Source organism: Aeromonas sp. FDAARGOS 1415, assembly GCF_019048365.1.
Classification (GTDB): Bacteria; Pseudomonadota; Gammaproteobacteria; order Enterobacterales; family Aeromonadaceae; genus Aeromonas; species Aeromonas taiwanensis.
The window spans coordinates 1706580-1722500 of sequence record NZ_CP077363.1 but is presented as its reverse complement, the minus strand read 5'-3'; the positions used below and the strand labels follow the sequence as shown (position 1 = coordinate 1722500).

General features: G+C 62.1%; 14 protein-coding genes (1 of these 14 cut by a window edge). 7 read left to right on the top strand and 7 right to left on the bottom strand.

The features are described from left to right. On the top strand, positions 1-304 hold the 3' portion of the coding sequence (locus I6L45_RS08165) for an NnrS family protein (RefSeq protein WP_216983923.1). The gene continues 893 nt to the left of window position 1, outside the view; the window shows 304 of its 1197 coding nt (coding positions 894-1197); its start codon lies beyond the left edge, outside the window; its stop codon occupies positions 302-304. On the opposite strand, the gene I6L45_RS08160 is transcribed toward I6L45_RS08165, so the two are convergent. Then, positions 305-877, bottom strand: a complete 573-nt coding sequence (locus tag I6L45_RS08160; protein WP_216983922.1) for a helix-turn-helix domain-containing protein — start codon at positions 875-877, stop codon at positions 305-307. A gap of 114 nt (positions 878-991) precedes the next feature. Between I6L45_RS08160 and I6L45_RS08155 the strand changes: the two genes are divergently transcribed. Together I6L45_RS08155 and I6L45_RS08150 are read left to right on the top strand one after the other, a co-directional pair. Next, positions 992-2143, top strand: a complete 1152-nt coding sequence (locus I6L45_RS08155) for a benzoate/H(+) symporter BenE family transporter (protein WP_254204380.1) — start codon at positions 992-994, stop codon at positions 2141-2143. 150 nt (positions 2144-2293) lie between these two features. Beyond that, on the top strand, positions 2294-3355 hold the full coding sequence (locus I6L45_RS08150) for a DUF3103 family protein (protein WP_216983921.1): 1062 nt from the start codon (positions 2294-2296) through the stop codon (positions 3353-3355). A gap of 65 nt (positions 3356-3420) precedes the next feature. Here I6L45_RS08150 and metF read toward each other — a convergent pair whose 3' ends face one another. After that, positions 3421-4317, bottom strand: coding sequence for a methylenetetrahydrofolate reductase (metF, locus tag I6L45_RS08145; RefSeq protein ID WP_043808879.1), 897 nt, complete (start codon positions 4315-4317; stop codon positions 3421-3423). A 326-nt stretch (positions 4318-4643) separates the two neighbouring features. On the opposite strand from metF, the gene I6L45_RS08140 reads away from it, so the two are divergent. Beyond that, on the top strand, positions 4644-5462 hold the full coding sequence (locus I6L45_RS08140) for a GNAT family N-acetyltransferase (protein ID WP_216983920.1): 819 nt from the start codon (positions 4644-4646) through the stop codon (positions 5460-5462). Between the two features lie 44 nt (positions 5463-5506). Here the strand turns inward: I6L45_RS08140 and I6L45_RS08135 are convergent, their stop codons facing one another. From I6L45_RS08135 to I6L45_RS08125, 3 genes are all read right to left on the bottom strand, one after another. Beyond that, positions 5507-6946, bottom strand: a complete 1440-nt coding sequence (locus I6L45_RS08135; RefSeq protein ID WP_216983919.1) for an ABC transporter substrate-binding protein — start codon at positions 6944-6946, stop codon at positions 5507-5509. 8 nt (positions 6947-6954) lie between these two features. After that, positions 6955-8934 (bottom strand): methyl-accepting chemotaxis protein, encoded by a 1980-nt coding sequence (locus I6L45_RS08130; RefSeq protein WP_216983918.1) that lies wholly within the window; start codon positions 8932-8934, stop codon positions 6955-6957. Between the two features lie 197 nt (positions 8935-9131). Beyond that, a complete protein-coding gene (locus I6L45_RS08125) occupies positions 9132-9743 on the bottom strand; it encodes an OmpW family outer membrane protein (RefSeq protein ID WP_043762606.1) in 612 nt (203 codons plus the stop codon). A 325-nt stretch (positions 9744-10068) separates the two neighbouring features. Here I6L45_RS08125 and I6L45_RS20135 point away from each other — a divergent pair, with 325 nt between their 5' ends. Beyond that, positions 10069-10194, top strand: a complete 126-nt coding sequence (locus I6L45_RS20135) for a hypothetical protein (RefSeq protein ID WP_268749070.1) — start codon at positions 10069-10071, stop codon at positions 10192-10194. Between the two features lie 136 nt (positions 10195-10330). Here the strand turns inward: I6L45_RS20135 and uvrA are convergent, their stop codons facing one another. Next, the gene (gene uvrA, locus I6L45_RS08120; RefSeq protein ID WP_216983917.1) at positions 10331-13159 is read right to left on the bottom strand and encodes an excinuclease ABC subunit UvrA; all 2829 of its coding nucleotides are present in this window, start codon (positions 13157-13159) and stop codon (positions 10331-10333) included. A gap of 93 nt (positions 13160-13252) precedes the next feature. Then, complete coding sequence (locus I6L45_RS08115; RefSeq protein WP_081843839.1) at positions 13253-13891, bottom strand: LuxR C-terminal-related transcriptional regulator; 639 nt, start codon at positions 13889-13891, stop codon at positions 13253-13255. Positions 13892-14394: 503 nt separating this feature from the next. Here I6L45_RS08115 and I6L45_RS08110 point away from each other — a divergent pair. After that, positions 14395-14964 (top strand): single-stranded DNA-binding protein, encoded by a 570-nt coding sequence (locus I6L45_RS08110; RefSeq protein WP_043808882.1) that lies wholly within the window; start codon positions 14395-14397, stop codon positions 14962-14964. Between the two features lie 157 nt (positions 14965-15121). Beyond that, positions 15122-15892, top strand: coding sequence for an ABC transporter substrate-binding protein (locus tag I6L45_RS08105; protein WP_216983916.1), 771 nt, complete (start codon positions 15122-15124; stop codon positions 15890-15892). The last annotated feature ends 29 nt before the right edge of the window (positions 15893-15921 follow it).

The following is a 15921-nucleotide window of genomic DNA, read 5'->3' as shown; positions in this document are numbered from 1 at the left end:
CCTGTCCCTGGCCAGCCACCTGCTCAGCGCAGGCTGCATGGGCACCATGATCCTCGGGATGATCGCCAGAGTCTCCCTCGGCCACAGCGGCAGAGCCCTACAGGTCGGGCGCAGGATCACGGCGGCATTTGCGCTCATCGTCCTGTCAGCGATCGTTCGGGTCTTCCTTCCGCTCTTCTGGCCTGGTCTGTCGCTGGCGGGATGGAACCTGAGCGGCTGGAGCTGGATTGCCGCCTACGGTCTCTTTGTCTGGGTCTATACCCCCATACTGACCAGTCCCAGGGCGGATGGCCGCCCCGGCTAGTCATAGCATCGGCATGGCAGGATAGTGGATCAGGTTATGGAAGATGGCGGGAGCGATTCCCAGATTGCGGTAGCCATGGGGGCGATCGGCGGCAAAGCGCACGGCCTCCCCCTGATCGAGGGAACGCCACTCCCCGTCCACCAGTACCTCCATCACGCCGCTGATGACGATGACATGCTCGGTCACCCCGGACTCATGGGGTTCTGACTCCCTCTGGTAGCCGGGCAGCAGGGTCAGCTCGAACAGCTCGAAGCCAAAGCGCCCCTCATAGGGAAACAACGGGGCGACCTGCATCCCCTCTCCCGCAGGCTGCTGGCGGATATCATCGGCGATACGATAGAGCGTTTCCCCCTGCACCTCCGGGGGCGGCTCGATGAAGCTGGAGAAGGATACCCGAAAACCGGTGGCAATCTTCCACAGGGTCGCCACCGTCGGGCTGGACTCCCCCCGCTCGATCTGCCCCAGCATGGCCTTGCTCACCCCGGTCTCCCGGGCGGCCGCATCCAAACTCCATCCCCTCTCGGCACGCAGCCCTTTCAATCGCTGGGCCAGATAGCGACTCATCTCCTGCATCTGCTCTCCGGTTTTTACATATGCCATATTGTGCGCTATAGCGCACATCGCTATAGTCGAGACGACATTGTACGCAATAACGCACACACTATCAGTATTCACAAGGACGTCATCATGCCCTTTGCCCTCCCCCACTTGGTCGCAGGCCTCATCGCCGTTCTGGTGGGTTATACCAGCTCGGTTGTGTTGATCATCCAGGCCGCCGCAGCCGCCGGCGCCGATGTCGCCCAGGTCTCCTCCTGGTTATGGACACTCGGGATCGGCATGGGAGTAAGCTGCATCGGTCTCTCCCTCTACTATCGCATCCCGGTGCTGACGGCCTGGTCCACCCCGGGCGCCGCGCTGCTCATCACCAGCCTGGGCAACTTCAGTCTGGCGGAGGCCATCGGCGCCTTTATCGTCTCTTCGCTGCTGATCACCCTCTGCGGCATCAGCGGCTGGTTCGACAAGTTGATGCGTCACATTCCCGCCCCCCTTGCTGCCGCCATGCTGGCCGGTGTCTTGCTCCGGTTCGGGCTGGATCTCTTCAAGGTGGCCCCCCAGGATCCTCTGCTGCTTGGTGCCCTGCTGCTGGCCTTTCTGCTCGGCCGCCATCTCTGGCCCCGCTACACCATGGTGCTGGTGCTGGCCACCGGCATGCTGCTATGCACCCTGAGGGGTGAGTTGCAGCTGAGTGAGGTGCATTGGCAGCTCTCCAGTCCGGTGTGGATCTCGCCAGCCTTTTCCTTAGACGCCCTGCTGGGCATTGCCCTGCCGCTGTTCCTCGTCACCATGACATCCCAGAACATGCCCGGCATCGCCATCCTGCGTGCTCACGGCTATCAACCGTCCACCTCCTCCCTGATCACCTGGACCGGACTGACCGGCCTGTTGCTGGCACCGTTCGGCGGTTATGCCTTCAACCTGGCGGCCATCACGGCGGCGATCTGCATGGGCAAGGAGGTGGATCCCGATGCCACTCGCCGCTGGCCGGCCGCAGTCTGGGCCGGGGGCTTCTATCTGATCACCGGCTGTTTCGGGGCGACCGTGGTCGCCTTGCTCAGCGCATTTCCCACCACTCTGGTGACCTGCGTGGCCGGACTGGCGCTGCTCGGTACCATAGGCAGCAGCCTGCACAGTGCCTTGCAACAGGATGGGGAGCGGGAGGCCGCCTTGCTGACCTTCATCATCACCGCCTCCGGGATCAGCCTGCTCGGGCTCGGATCCGCCTGCTGGGGTTTGTTGGTCGGCGTGATGCTGCACCAAGTCAACCGACTCCGCGTCTGACCTGCCCATATGGTGAAACCCGAGTGAGACTCAGCACATAATTCTGGCAAGGATGTTCACATATGAACCTTGTTCCCCTCTAGTGAGAAAGAGGCGCAGATTCTTCCCAATCGGCGCCTCTGTCAGACTCAATATCGGAGAACGAGAATAATGAGGAATCAGGCTGTCATCCTGTTAATGGCCTTGCTGGGCACCACTGCCCACGCAGCCGATACGGACCGCGATCTGGCTCGCCAGATCGCATTGCAACAGAAGAACCTGTTGCCCCTGCTCACCAACCAGGGCTACCAGAGCCCGCTGCCCGACTTGCTGCAAAAGGCGAGTCCACGACTCAAGCGGCAGGCCACGGATGCCAACCAGGCCGCCATCAGCCGGCAGGGCCTGGAGGGAGAAGTCAAACAGCTGATGCAGTTGCGGCTGGCCAATCCCGAGCAGGCGAATGCGCTCAAGCAGGGAGCAGAACCCCTGGTTGCCTATGTGCCAAGTGGAGACGAGAAGAGCTGGAGCGCCATCGAAGCCTTCGATGTGGCCGGCAACCCTGTCTATCTCGACGTGAACCAAGCGCCGGCACGACCCGTGCTGGTCGTCGAAGCCGACCCGATCAAGGCCAAGAACGCCGGCCTCAAGGTGATGCGAAAGGCGCTAGCCGAGGCCGACATGCAGGTGGCCCCCCGCGCTGCCAGCGTCACCGCGCCCCTCAAGACCTGCGTGTTGAAGAAGATAAGGCTAAGGGATGATCAGGAGCCCTGGCTGCTTGGCGCTGCCGAGGTCTATGCGGTGGTCGCCGGGGTCAACCCCGGCAGAGACGAGCCCGTGGTGGACATCGTCGACATGCCCTACCTCGACTATGACAACACCGACTATACCCCCAACCAGATCCTGGTGTACTGGGACCGCTATCGCTGGGGCGCCGTCGACGTGGTGATGATGGAGCAGGACGACAACGTCAACTACAAGGAGCTGAGTGCCCTGCTGATCGACGCGCTCAAGCTCGGCTTCACTGCGGGAGGGGTGCCCGAGGCCCTGCCCTTCCTCGATCTCGGGGGGCGCATCGTCAAGGCGCTGCCCGACTCCTGGATGACCAACAACGACGACTACCTCGACACCTTCTACACCCTGGAGCAGGATCAGAGCTATCACCAGTACCCGGGTGCCGCCGGCAATACCGTCATCGATCTGGAGCCCAAAGAGATTCAGCCAACCCGGCCCTGACCCCCATCCAAAACAAAAAGCCAATGAGGAGACTCATTGGCTTTTCTGTATCCGGGCTCGCGGGATCAGGCCTGGCCTTTCGGCCTCACACCCAGGGTGTGGCAGATGGCGTAGGTCAGCTCGGAGCGGTTCAGGGTATAGAAGTGGAAATCCTTCACCCCTTCCTGGCTCAGCACCCGCACCTGATCGATGGCGATGCTGGCCCCCACCATGTTCCGCGTCATCTGATCGTGTTCCAGCCCCTCGAAACGCTGATGCATCCAGCGCGGGATCTTCACGTTGGTGAAGCCGGCAAACTTGGCCAGGGTCTGGTAGTTGGAGACCGGCAGGATCCCCGGCACGATCTCGGCATCGATGCCGATGGCGGCGCAGCGATCACGAAAGCGCAGGTAGGTCTCCACGTCAAAGAAGAACTGGGTGATGGCACGGTTGGCGCCCGCGTCTATCTTGCGCTTGAGGTTGAGCAGGTCGGACTGCGCACTCCGGGCCTCGGGGTGCCCCTCCGGATAGGCGGCCACGGAGATGTCGAAGTCGGCCTCGGACTTGAGCAGGGCGACCAGGTCGGTGGCGTACATGTCCGGCTTGTCGAGTCCGGGAGGCAGATCCCCGCGCAGTGCGACGATATGGCGAATGCCGCTGTTCCAGTAGTCACGGGCAATGGTACGCAGCTCGTCGCGGCTGGCATCGATACAGGTCAGGTGCGGGGCGGCGATGAGGCCGGTGCGCTCCTTGATGTCCTTGATCACCTTGTGAGTGCGATCCCGGGTGCCCGAGTTGGCGCCATAGGTCACGGAGACAAACTTGGGTTCCAGCACCTGCAGGCGCTCGATGGATTGCCAGAGGGTGTTCTCCATCCCTTCGCTGTTGGGCGGAAAAAACTCGAAACTGACCGATATGTCGCCACCCAGATCCGCCAGACTCTGGTTGAGTGCCTCAACCTGACGCGCGCTGTGAAATCCCATCTGCTCTCTCCCTGTCCTGCAATCCATTCTTCTACGTCGAAACGGATGTTTGGACGTCTAAACGTCTTTCTATCTTTATGAGAAAATGACGCAAAGTCAACACCGATTTCTCGTGGACAAGGGGGATATACGATTTTTTTATTTTGCAATTCAACCTAAGTCATGACCGAGCCCATCCCAAATTGCCCTCAGGCACGCTATGATGCGGGCGGATCGTCCTGGACGTTCTGAATCTGCGTGTGATTGTTTGGCCGGGTCTCCCGGCCTTTTTTAACTTCTCTCCCGACCTGCCGATAAGCCATTCAAGTATGTGCAGGAGCCTCATCATGGAAGATCACCCCGGTTTTGCCACCGATCTGCTGTTCGACCGCTACCAGGGCGAGGTGACGCACCATGGCACCTTCTGGGCCGTGCGCACTCCGAACGCCCCCGACTATTACTTTGGCAACTACCTGCTGCTCCCCACGCCCCCCAGCGATCATGACAAGGGCTGGCTAGAGTCCAGCTTCGACAGCCTGATCGGTCAGGATCCCCGGATCCGCCACCGTACCTTCCAGTGGCCCCTGGGCGAGGGACAGAACAGCCGGGTCGCCGGGTTCGTGGCGGCGGGATACCAGTACATGGAGTGCGTGGTGCTGGCCCTGGAGGCTGGCGGCGAACAAGCTCCGAGCCGGAATGCGTTGCCACAGGCCCGCCCCTTCACCGCCGACGACTGGGATGAGTGGCTCGCCTTCGAGCTGGCAGAGCGGGATCCCGCCCACTCGGAGGAGAGCTACCTGCCCTATCTGCAGTCACGCCGCCATCTCTATGAGGCGATGATCGCCGACGGACTGGGGCAGTGGTGGGGACTCTGGCATCAGGGAAACCTGGTCGCCAGCTGCGGCCTCTTCTTCACCGGCAGCATGGGGCGCTTCCAGCTGGTGCGTACCCACAGGGAGTGGCGCAACCTGGGATTCTGTCGCCAACTGCTGAGCCAGGTGGTTCGCCAGGGCTTCGAGCGAGCCAAGCGGCTCATCATAGTGGCCGACGAGCACTACCACGCCCAGCGGGTCTATCGCGCCCTCGGCTTCACCCCGGTGGCACGCATCGGCAGTCTGTGCCGCTGGCCCCACTCACCCGGACAAACTGGCGACGGACAACAATAAAAACGGGAGGCCGCAGCCTCCCGTTTTTTTCATGGCACTCAAGATCACGGCTGCGCGCCATCCAGCTCGCTCGCGAGGGCCTGCTCCACCTCCGCGGCGGGCAGGGGGGCAGCAGAGGAGGAACCGACCGTTGCCGATGCCGACGAAGCCGCTGACCCGGCCACGACAGGCAGGGTCGCCAAGGCCGCAGAGACAGGCGTGGTCACGGGCGCCGCTGCATTGCACTGGCACTCGCCCCCCTTCTCCGGATTACCCTGATGGGGGGCATACCAGCCCTTCAACCCCTGATCCAGACGATCCGCAGCGGCCTGGGGCATCGTCTTGCCAAGCAGCACCTGCTGGCTCACCTCGGCCAGCTCGTCCCCGAGCTTGGGGGTCCCGCGGGAGAGGATCTGGGTGGCGACCCGGATGGTGGAGTCGCACTGATCCCGCCACTCCATCATCTCCTTTGCCGCCGGATTGGTGGCCTCGAAGAAGTGGTTGGAGAGAGAGAAGAAGCCCGGCAGCGAGTTGGTATAGAGCTCGGCAAACTGGGCCGTGGTCAGCCACTGCAGGAAGGCCATGGCCGCCTCCTTGTTCTTGCTGGCCGGGTTCATCCCCATGCCGATGTCCGTGTGATCGGCGAAGAAACAGCCATCCTCCTGCTTTGCCACGGGCGGGCGCATCACACCAAAGTCCACCTTGCCGGTGAAGGGGGCTATCTCCCAGGAGCCGGCGGCATAGAAGGCGGCCTTGCCCGAGGTAAACAGCTCGTTGGTCGTGGCATAGTCCCGGCTCTCGCCCCCTTCCCCCAGGTAATCGCGCCAGCGGGCCAGCTCCTCGAACACCTTGACGTACTGCGGGTTGTTGAGCCTCTCCTGCCCTCCAATCAGCGCCAGGCGGCCATCCTCCCCCTTCCAGTAGTTGGGGCCGATATTCTGGAAGCCGAGCTCGGAGGCGACCCAGCTCTCGGAGCCGCTCATGGCGAGCGGCACATAACGGCCGTCCGCCTTCACCTTGTCGAGGGTCGCGAAGAATTCGTCGCGGGTCTGCGGCACCGTCAGCCCCAGCTCGCTGAAAATCTTCTTGTTGTAGAAGAAACCATGAATGACCGAGGCCATGGGCACACAGAAGGTCTGGGCCCCGCTATCGGTCTGCCAGGGCGACTGGGCGAAGCTCGGGAAGTTCTCCATGCCCGCCATCTCGCTCAGCTCCACCAGGTGGCCTGCCTTGAACAGGGCCAGGGAGTCGTCGAACGGACGGCAGGTGATGAGATCCCCCGCCTTGCCCTCCTTCAGGCTGGCCCAGAGGGTCGGCATGTACTCGACGTTCTGCACCCCGTTGAACTTCACCTGGATGCCCGGGTGGGCCGCCTCGAAGGCGGGAATGATCTTCTGCTCCCACAGGGCCTTGTCATCGATTCGCCAGCTCTCGATCACCAGCTCGCTGGCCACCAGCTGGCCGCACAACAGGAGACTCAGGGCCCCGATCCACTTGTTAGCCATAAGTACTCCTACACCTTGAAATGAGCGATCAATTGCTGCTGCTTGGCGACCAGATCCGCCAGCACTTCACTGCTGCTTGCCGATTCCCGCGCCTCGCGCTCGGTCTCGTAGGCCACGTCCGCGATCCCGGCCACGTGGCGAGCCACCCCCTGGCTGACGGAGATCTGCTCCTGGGCCGCGTGGGCCACCTGATCCGCCATCGCCTTGATGGCGCTCATCCGCTCGGCGATGGACTGCAGCGCCTCGTCCATGACCCGGGTCTGCTCGACGCATCCCTGGGTCTGCTCCTGGCTGCGCGCCATCACCTCCACCACGTGCCTGCTGGAATTCTGCAGGTTCTCGATCATGGCCTGGATCTCCTCGGTCGAGGTCTGGGTCCGGTTGGCCAGCGCCCGCACCTCGTCCGCCACCACGGCAAAGCCACGACCGGCGTCACCGGCCCGGGCTGCCTCGATGGCCGCATTCAGTGCCAGCAGGTTGGTCTGCTCGGCGATGCTGCGGATCACGTCCAGGATGCTGCCGATGTTGTCGCTGAATTCCCCCAGCTTGTGGGTGATGCCGACCGCCTCTTCCATGGCGCCCGCCAGCTGCTCGGTGATCCGGCGCGTGCTGGCTACCTGTTTGCGTCCGGCACGGGCCTCCTCGTCCGCCAGATCCACCTCGCGCTTGGTGCCATCGGTGGAGCGCGCCACCTCGGTGGCACTGACTTCCAGCTCGGTGATGGCGGCCGCGACCTGATCGGTCTGACTCTTCTGATCCTGCACCCGGGACATGGCCCTTTCGCTGATCTCGGCGGCGCGGCTCGCCTCGTCCACCAGGTGGCGGGAACCGGCATTGATCTGGGCAAGCAGTTCCCCCGTCTTGTCCGCCAGGGTATTGATGGAGCGAGCCAGGCTGCCGAATTCGCAGCGGCTCTGGTAGTCGATGCGCCGCGTCATGTCACCCGTGGCCATGCGTTCCAGCTCCCGGTCGATGAGCTGCAACGGACGCTGGATGCTGCGGGCCGTAGTGTAGCCGATGATGAGCGCCGCGGCGGCCGAGATGACGGAGACCACCAGGATCCAGACGCTGGCACTGCTGACGGCACCATCAGCACCGATCCGGCTCTGGCTGGCGATGCTGCCCGCCGACTTGCCCATCTCGTCCAGCAACGCCAGGCTGTTGACCAGGCTGGTATCGAGCTGTTGGTTCAGGGCCTGCAGCGAGGCGGCGAGTTGCTGGCCGTGGCGCATGGTGGCGAGCAGCCCCTGGGGGCCGAGCGCCAGCTCCTGCATCCGGTCCAGATTGACGATGAAGCGCTGCCTCACATCGTCAGGCACCTGCACCCGCTCCAGCCGCTTGCGAGCCATCTCGATATCCTTGCCGAGCACCTTCTCCAGCTCGTTGAGATCGGTCTTGGCGTCGGCCCGACGAATGTTCTTCAGATCCCGGGCAATGCCCGAGGTGATGAGCTCGGCCTTGTTGCGCATGGATCGCTTGCTGGCAGTCTGCTGCAACAGCAGTTCGGCGGCCCACTGATAGGTGTCCTCCAGCCGGATGAACGCCAGCTCCAGCTCATGACGCCGCTCGAGGGCAGCCACCCACTGGCCATGCTGGGTCAGCACCTGATCCGCCAGACCATAGAATTCCCGGGTCGCCCCATCGACCTGACGGAACCGCTCGCCCGCCTCGGCCACTTCATCGAAGCGGGCCATCTCCTTGCTCTGGGCCAGGAAGCGTTCCTGCTGCGCCTTGAACTGACTGGCCAGCTGTGGCAGCTGGGTCGCATCCTCGCTGGTTCTGTAGGTCAGCACCCAGCGGTTGCTGTCCTGCAATGCGCCCTTGAGACCGGCAACCGCGATCACCAGCGGGGTGGCGCGATCCGAGACCTGGGACAGTCCCTCGTTGATCCCCCGGATCTTCAGGATGCTGATGAAGCCGAGCAGCACCAGAAGCAGCAACATCAGCACAAATCCGGCGATGATCCGCTGCACGATAGATAAACCCATGGAGACATCCTCACTCGTTGGGAAAAGGGGTGAATGGGGAGCTTATCGGCAGCGCGGGACAATGGAAGAGCACTTAGTGATGCGATGGCGCACCGGATCACAGTTCTTGCGCGGAGCTGGACAGAAAAGGGCCCGAACAGAGCCGGGCCAAAGAGACATGCTTGGTTGTCATGGCCTTGTGGCGGCCAACCTTGTCATCAGAAGCGGTAGCCAACACCGAACATGAAGGCGACCGGATCGATGGAGGTGTCGATGGTGCCCACGGCGGTGTGCACATCGGTGTCGATGTCGATGATCCAGGCGGAGGCGTTGACGAACCAGCGATCGTTGATCGCCATGTCCAGGCCCACCTGACCCGCCATCCCCCAGGAAGAGTCGACGCTCACCTCGGTGCCTGCCAGGGCACCGCGCCCCTCCTCGTCAAAGAAGGTGGTGTAGTTGATACCGGCGCCGACATAGGGACGCACCTTGCTGTTGGCATCCCCGAAGTAGTACTGCGCCATCAGGGTCGGCGGCAGGTGTTTGACCTTGGCGACCTCACCCAGACCGGCCGTGGAGACCGAATGGGAGAAGGGGGTTGCAGCCAGCAACTCGACACCCCAGTTGTCCGTCAGCATGTAGGAGAGGGTCAGGCCCAGCTGCATGTTGCTGTCGATCTCCAGCTCGCCCGTCCCCAGGACGTCGTCACTGCTGGTCTGGGGAGAGACGAAGGCCAGGCCCCCGCGGACCAGGATGTCACCGGCCTGGTGTGCCATGGCGACGGGGGAAGCAAAAGCGGCTGCGATTAACAGAGGAAGGATCTTTTTCATCACGTTATTCCTTTTTTGTTTTCTTTCTATGTTGTAAGCCCGAAAACTATAAAAGGATGTGAATGGTCGGTTATTGATTTAGCTCAATAGTTATCAAGAAATAGATGGATGTACACAACAACTTATGGCGTTTACAAATTCAGCATTACACAAAGAAAAACCATTTAAATACATGGTGATATAGTTAATTTTTACATCTAAAACCGATTTAAAATAGCAAACAAATACACCTTAACGACCTTCATATTTCCTTTTCATTGTTGTTTAATTATGGCCACAGGGGTATTTTATTAACGCAATGTAGCCACGCTGTAATTTTATTTTTATGAAACCACAGACCCGCAAAGACAAAATAATCGGCATCCTGGCCGCCATCTGGGGCATAGGCTCCTTTCTGTTCATTCTGCTGGGCTTCCTGTTTGCCCTCGCCTTCCTGATGCTGACCCACTGAGCCTCCCCTGCGGCATGGGTTCGCCAACAGGCACCACATCGCCCCGCTTGTTTCCCCTTCCGCTACAGCCGCCCCCTTCGGTGAGGCTCTGCCCATGAAAAAAGGGGCCTGAGCCCCTCGTTTTCATGACCTTCCCTTACTTGCCCAGCAGCGGAGCCAGGAAACGGGCCGTGTGGGATTCCTTGCAACGGCTCATCTCCTCCGGCGTACCGGTCACCAGGATGCGGCCACCACCGGCGCCCCCCTCCGGCCCCAGATCGACGATCCAGTCGGCGGTTTTGATGACGTCCAGATTGTGCTCGATGATGACGATGGTGTTGCCCCTGTCCCGCAACTGGTGCAGTACCTTGAGCAGCTGCTGGATGTCGTGGAAGTGCAGCCCTGTGGTCGGCTCGTCCAGGATGTAGAGGGTCTGACCGGTATCCCGCTTGGAGAGCTCGCGCGCCAGCTTGACCCGCTGCGCCTCGCCCCCCGACAGGGTGGTGGCTGACTGACCGAGGCGGATATAGGAGAGGCCCACGTCCATCAGGGTCTGCAGCTTGCGCGCCACCGCCGGCACGGGATCGAAGAAGGCGCGGGCATCTTCCACCGTCATCTCGAGGATCTCGTGGATGTTCTTGCCCTTGTACTTCACCTCCAGGGTCTCGCGGTTGTAGCGCTTGCCCTTGCAGACGTCGCACGGCACGTAGACGTCCGGCAGGAAGTGCATCTCCACCTTGATGACGCCGTCCCCCTGGCAGGCCTCGCAGCGGCCCCCCTTCACGTTGAAGGAGAAGCGGCCCGGCTGGTAGCCGCGGGAGCGCGCCTCCTGGGTGCCGGAGAGCAGCTCGCGGATCGGGGTGAACAGGCCGGTGTAGGTGGCCGGGTTGGAGCGTGGCGTACGACCGATGGGGCTCTGGTCGATATCCACCACCTTGTCCAGGTGCTCCAGCCCCTCGACGCTGCGATAGGGCGCCGGGGTGGACTCGGTCGCCTTGTTCAGCTCGCGGTGGGCAATGCGGAACAGGGTGTCATTGATCAGGGTCGACTTGCCGGAGCCGGAGACGCCGGTGACGCAGGTCATCACCCCGATGGGCAGGTCCAGGTTGACGTTGCGCAAGTTGTTGCCGCTCGCCCCTTTCAGTTTCAGCCACTTGCCGGTGAGCGGGGTGCGCTCGGCCGGGATGGCGATCTGCTTACGGCCGGAGAGGTAGTCACCGGTCAGCGACTCGGGGTTCGCGATGATCTCCTCCGGCGTGCCCTGGGCGACGATGGCGCCACCGTGCACCCCGGCCCCCGGGCCGATGTCGAGCACGTGGTCGGCGAGGCGAATGGCGTCTTCGTCGTGCTCCACCACGATCACCGTGTTGCCGAGATCCCGCAGGTGAGTCAGGGTCTTGAGCAGCCGCTCGTTGTCCCGCTGGTGCAGGCCGATAGAAGGTTCATCCAGCACATACATGACCCCCACCAGACCGGCGCCGATCTGGCTGGCCAGCCGGATCCGCTGCGCCTCGCCGCCGGAGAGGGTCTCGGCGCTGCGGGACAGGCTCAGGTAGTTGAGACCCACGTTCACCAGGAAGCCGAGGCGCTCGACGATCTCTTTGAGGATCTTCTCGGCGATCTGGGCGCGCTGGCCGGTCAGGTTCATCCCTTCGAAGAAGGCCAGCGCATCGCCGATGGACTGCTCGGCGATGGCCGGCAGGTTGCGGTTGTCCACGAAGACGTGGCGCGCCTCTTCCCGCAGCCGGCTGCCGCCGCAGCTGGTACAGGACTTGTTGGCGATGTACTTGGCCAGCTCTTCGCGCACCGAGTTGGATTCTGTCTCCCGGTAGCGGCGCTCCATGTTGTGGAGGATCCCCTCGAACGGGTGCTTGCGCACCACCACGTCGCCGCGGTCGTTCATGTAGCGGAATTCGATCTCGGTGCGGCCGGAACCCCGCAGGATCACCTCCTGGATCTTGGCCGGCAGATCCTCCCAGGGCGCCTCCAGATCGAACTGGTAGTGTTCGGCCAGGGATTTGAGCATCTGGAAGTAATAGAAGCTGCGCTTGTCCCAGCCGCGGATGGCGCCGCCGGCCAGGCTCTGGCCCGGATCGTGGATCAGCTTGGCAGGGTCGAAGTACTGCTGCACCCCCAGGCCATCGCAGGTGGGGCAGGCGCCGGCCGGGTTGTTGAAGGAGAAGATGCGCGGCTCCAGCTCAGACATGGAGTAGCCGCACTCCGGGCAGGCGAAGTTCGCGGAGAAGGTCATGGGTTCCACACCTTCCTCCCCGTCCATGGGCACCACCAGCACGATGCCGCCGGAGAGGGTCAGGGCCGTCTCGAACGACTCGGCCAGACGCAGGGCCAGATCCTCGCGCACCTTGAAGCGATCCACCACCACCTCGATGGTGTGCTTCTTGTGCAGCTCCAGCGCGGGGGGATCCGAGAGATCGCACACCTCCCCGTCGATACGGGCACGGATGTAGCCCTGGGCGGCCAGGTTCTCCAGCAGCTTGGTGTGCTCCCCCTTGCGGTTGCGCACCACGGGGGCAAGCAACATCAGCTTGGCGCCTTCCGGCTGGGCCAGCACCTGGTCCACCATCTGGCTGATGGTCTGGGCGGCGAGCGGAATGGCGTGGGTCGGACAGCGCGGCTCGCCAACACGGGCGAACAACAGACGCAGGTAGTCGTAAATTTCGGTGATGGTGCCGACGGTAGAGCGCGGGTTGTGGGAGGTGGACTTCTGCTCGATGGAGATGGCCGGAGACAGCCCCTCGATGTGGTCCACGTCCGGCTTCTCCATCAGGGAGAGGAACTGGCGGGCGTAGGCGGAGAGCGACTCCACGTAGCGGCGCTGCCCCTCCGCATAGAGGGTATCGAACGCCAGGGAGGATTTGCCCGAACCGGAGAGGCCGGTGACCACGATCAGCTTGTCACGGGGCAGGATCAGGTTGATGTTCTTGAGGTTGTGGGTGCGGGCACCCCGGATCACGATTTTTTCCATCTTGTTGCGCGCTCGATACGGGAACCAGAGCGGGTCAGTATGGCATAGAGACTACTGGATGAATAGACAGTCTTTCTCGTCCCGCCCCGCCTCTCAGAGATACTCCTTGGCCCAGCTCACCGCCTGCAACCGGTTCTTGACGTTCAGCTTCTTGAACACGTTGTAGAGGTGGGATTTGACGGTGTGCTCGCTCACGAAGAGGTTGTCCGCGATCTCGGTGTTGGAGGCGCCCGTCATCAGATGGCGGACGATCTCCTGCTCGCGGGCCGTCAACAGTGTCTGCTGGCGCAGGGGTTGCCCGTTGCCCTTGCGGTAGTAATCCACCAGGTCGCACAAGAGGTGGCGCGGGATCCAGTACTCCCCCTGCAACACCTTGCGAATGCCGAAGACCAGCCTGTCCAGGCTGTCCTGGCGGAAGAAGAGACCGCTGGTGTGGGGCCACATCAACAGCAGCTCCTTGTCCGTGCTGGTCGGGGCATTGAGCAGCACGGCGCTGGCATCGCCAAAGCGCTGGCAGATGGTCTTGCTCCACAGCTCCTGCTGCGCCGACTTGAGGTAGTCCAGATCGATCAACAGCAGCGGTTGGGTGCCAGTCACGGCGGGATCGGGCAGAGCATCCAGCGCACCCACCAACATGATGGGGAGGTCGAGCTGTTCGCTGAGGTGACGCTGGAAACTGGTGGCTTGTGCGTTATTTTCGGTGATCAGCACTAGGGGATATTCGGGCGTCATCAAGAGAACTTCCTTGCACATTCGGTCGGGGCTTTTCGGCAAGAAGAGTACCAATCCCCCTTCTGGCTGCAGCATTAAAAAAGTATTAGGCGTCGCGGTGGCCCTTTTGAAGCCCGACAATTTTCCAGCCAATACAAATGACTAGCACCCCCCCCCATTTGGGGGGTAGCTAGTGCCTGACTGCACCATAGCAAGCCTTCCCCCTTGATGCAGCACACTCCTGCGTCATCCCCTTGCTGGATTCCCCGGACCTCGGGTAAGTTACTCAGTCTGCGTTGGCGCCCGCAGAGGCAGGAAGGTGTGCGCTCATGCCCGCCAACTGGTACTATGACGGGCAAACGCTGTAGCCGGTTGAATGCCGCTCCTGTCGGCAACCCCGCACAGCCAGGACACTGAATGCAGATGACGCCCATTCGCGGCGCGCATCTCGTTGCAAACAAACGCATTATTGAATGGGCCCAGGCATCTGGCCTGGCCGGTATACATAAGGTGGAAGAGAGATTATGGCCAGTCGAGGCATCAACAAAGTCATTCTGATCGGTAACCTGGGCCAAGACCCGGAAGTGCGCTACATGCCGAGCGGCGGTGCCGTGACTAACATCACCCTGGCCACCTCCGACACCTGGCGCGACAAGCAGACCGGCGAGCAGAAAGAGCGGACCGAGTGGCACCGCGTCGTCTTCATGGGCAAGCTGGCCGAAGTCGCTGGCGAATACCTGAAGAAGGGTTCCCAGGTCTATGTGGAAGGCAAGTTGCAGACCCGCAAGTGGCAGGATCAGAGCGGCCAGGAGCGATACACCACCGAGGTACTGGTAGACAGCTTCACCGGTGTGATGCAGATGCTGGGTGGCCGTCCGCAGGGCGCCGGTCAGGGCATGGGCGGCCAGTCCTCCCAGGGCAACTGGGGCCAGCCGCAACAGGCCGCACCGCAGCAGAACATGCAACGTCCTGCCGCTCCGCAGCAGAACATGCAGCCCCAGGGTGGCTACGGCCGTCCGGCCCAGCAGCCGCAATCCGCACCGCCGGTCTACAACGAACCGCCGATGGATTTCGACGACGATATTCCCTTTTAATGCATATCGGGCCCTGATCATTCAGGGCCTTTTTTTGCCTGTTTCTGACGCACTCATAGCCACGGTCATCATGGTGCTGCGACTATCCGGATCTTACCCTCACGTGTGCATGCGCTTGCGGCTATCATCGAGGCGAGCCGCACCTTCGAGAGCCAGAATGAGTCACCTTAGCCGCCTGTTGTACCTCACTCTGCTGATGTTCACCGTCCCCCTGATGGCACAGCCGCTGCGGGTGGGGGTGAGCTTCGCCATTCCACCCTATGTCATCAGCAAAGAGGACAGAGGCATCGAGCTGGATCTCGTGCGCGAGGCCTTCGCAGACAGCGGCCATGACCTGCAGGTCGTCTATCTCCCCCTGGAGCGAACTTTCCGGATGCTGGAGGAAGGCAAGCTGGACGCCATCATCAGCGTCAAGCCCGGCATGCTGAACAACGCCCACCTCTCCCAGAGGGTGATCACCTTCCACAACCGGGTCTTTACCCTCGATCAGACGGCACTGCACAGCCTGCAGGATCTGCAGACCTTGCGGGTCAGCGCCTTCCAGCGGGCAAAACAGATCCTGGGGGAGGAGTTCGCCGGGATAGTCGGCAGCAATCCCCGTTATGAGGAGGTAGCGAGGCAGGAAGGCCAGGTGCAGAGGTTGCTGCTGGGCCGCGCCGATGCCGTGATCCTGGAGCAGCGGGTCTTCTACTACTACCTGGCCCGGTTGCTCGGGGAGACAGAGAGCGGCGAACGCTACCCCTCGGAGAGCGTCAGGCAACACGACCTCTTCCCTCCTACCCACTACCACTTCGCCTTCAGGGACGTCACACAGCAACAGTGGTTCGACAGGCAGCTCACCCGGATGAAGGCAGACGGACGCTATGAACGCATCTTTGCCCGCTATGGCGCGAGCTCATCGACAGGAAACATAAAAGCCAGCCCATGACGGACTGGCTTGATACTGGCTCCAAAGGA

Coding starts and splice junctions, on each gene's coding strand:
- I6L45_RS08160 (WP_216983922.1), bottom strand. CDS start 877: ATGCAGGAGATGAGTCGCTATCTGGCCCAGCGATTGAAAGGGCTGCGT.
- I6L45_RS08155 (WP_254204380.1), top strand. CDS start 992: ATGCCCTTTGCCCTCCCCCACTTGGTCGCAGGCCTCATCGCCGTTCTG.
- I6L45_RS08150 (WP_216983921.1), top strand. CDS start 2,294: ATGAGGAATCAGGCTGTCATCCTGTTAATGGCCTTGCTGGGCACCACT.
- metF (WP_043808879.1), bottom strand. CDS start 4,317: ATGGGATTTCACAGCGCGCGTCAGGTTGAGGCACTCAACCAGAGTCTG.
- I6L45_RS08140 (WP_216983920.1), top strand. CDS start 4,644: ATGGAAGATCACCCCGGTTTTGCCACCGATCTGCTGTTCGACCGCTAC.
- I6L45_RS08135 (WP_216983919.1), bottom strand. CDS start 6,946: ATGGCTAACAAGTGGATCGGGGCCCTGAGTCTCCTGTTGTGCGGCCAG.
- I6L45_RS08130 (WP_216983918.1), bottom strand. CDS start 8,934: ATGGGTTTATCTATCGTGCAGCGGATCATCGCCGGATTTGTGCTGATG.
- I6L45_RS08125 (WP_043762606.1), bottom strand. CDS start 9,743: ATGAAAAAGATCCTTCCTCTGTTAATCGCAGCCGCTTTTGCTTCCCCC.
- I6L45_RS20135 (WP_268749070.1), top strand. CDS start 10,069: ATGAAACCACAGACCCGCAAAGACAAAATAATCGGCATCCTGGCCGCC.
- uvrA (WP_216983917.1), bottom strand. CDS start 13,159: ATGGAAAAAATCGTGATCCGGGGTGCCCGCACCCACAACCTCAAGAAC.
- I6L45_RS08115 (WP_081843839.1), bottom strand. CDS start 13,891: ATGACGCCCGAATATCCCCTAGTGCTGATCACCGAAAATAACGCACAA.
- I6L45_RS08110 (WP_043808882.1), top strand. CDS start 14,395: ATGGCCAGTCGAGGCATCAACAAAGTCATTCTGATCGGTAACCTGGGC.
- I6L45_RS08105 (WP_216983916.1), top strand. CDS start 15,122: ATGAGTCACCTTAGCCGCCTGTTGTACCTCACTCTGCTGATGTTCACC.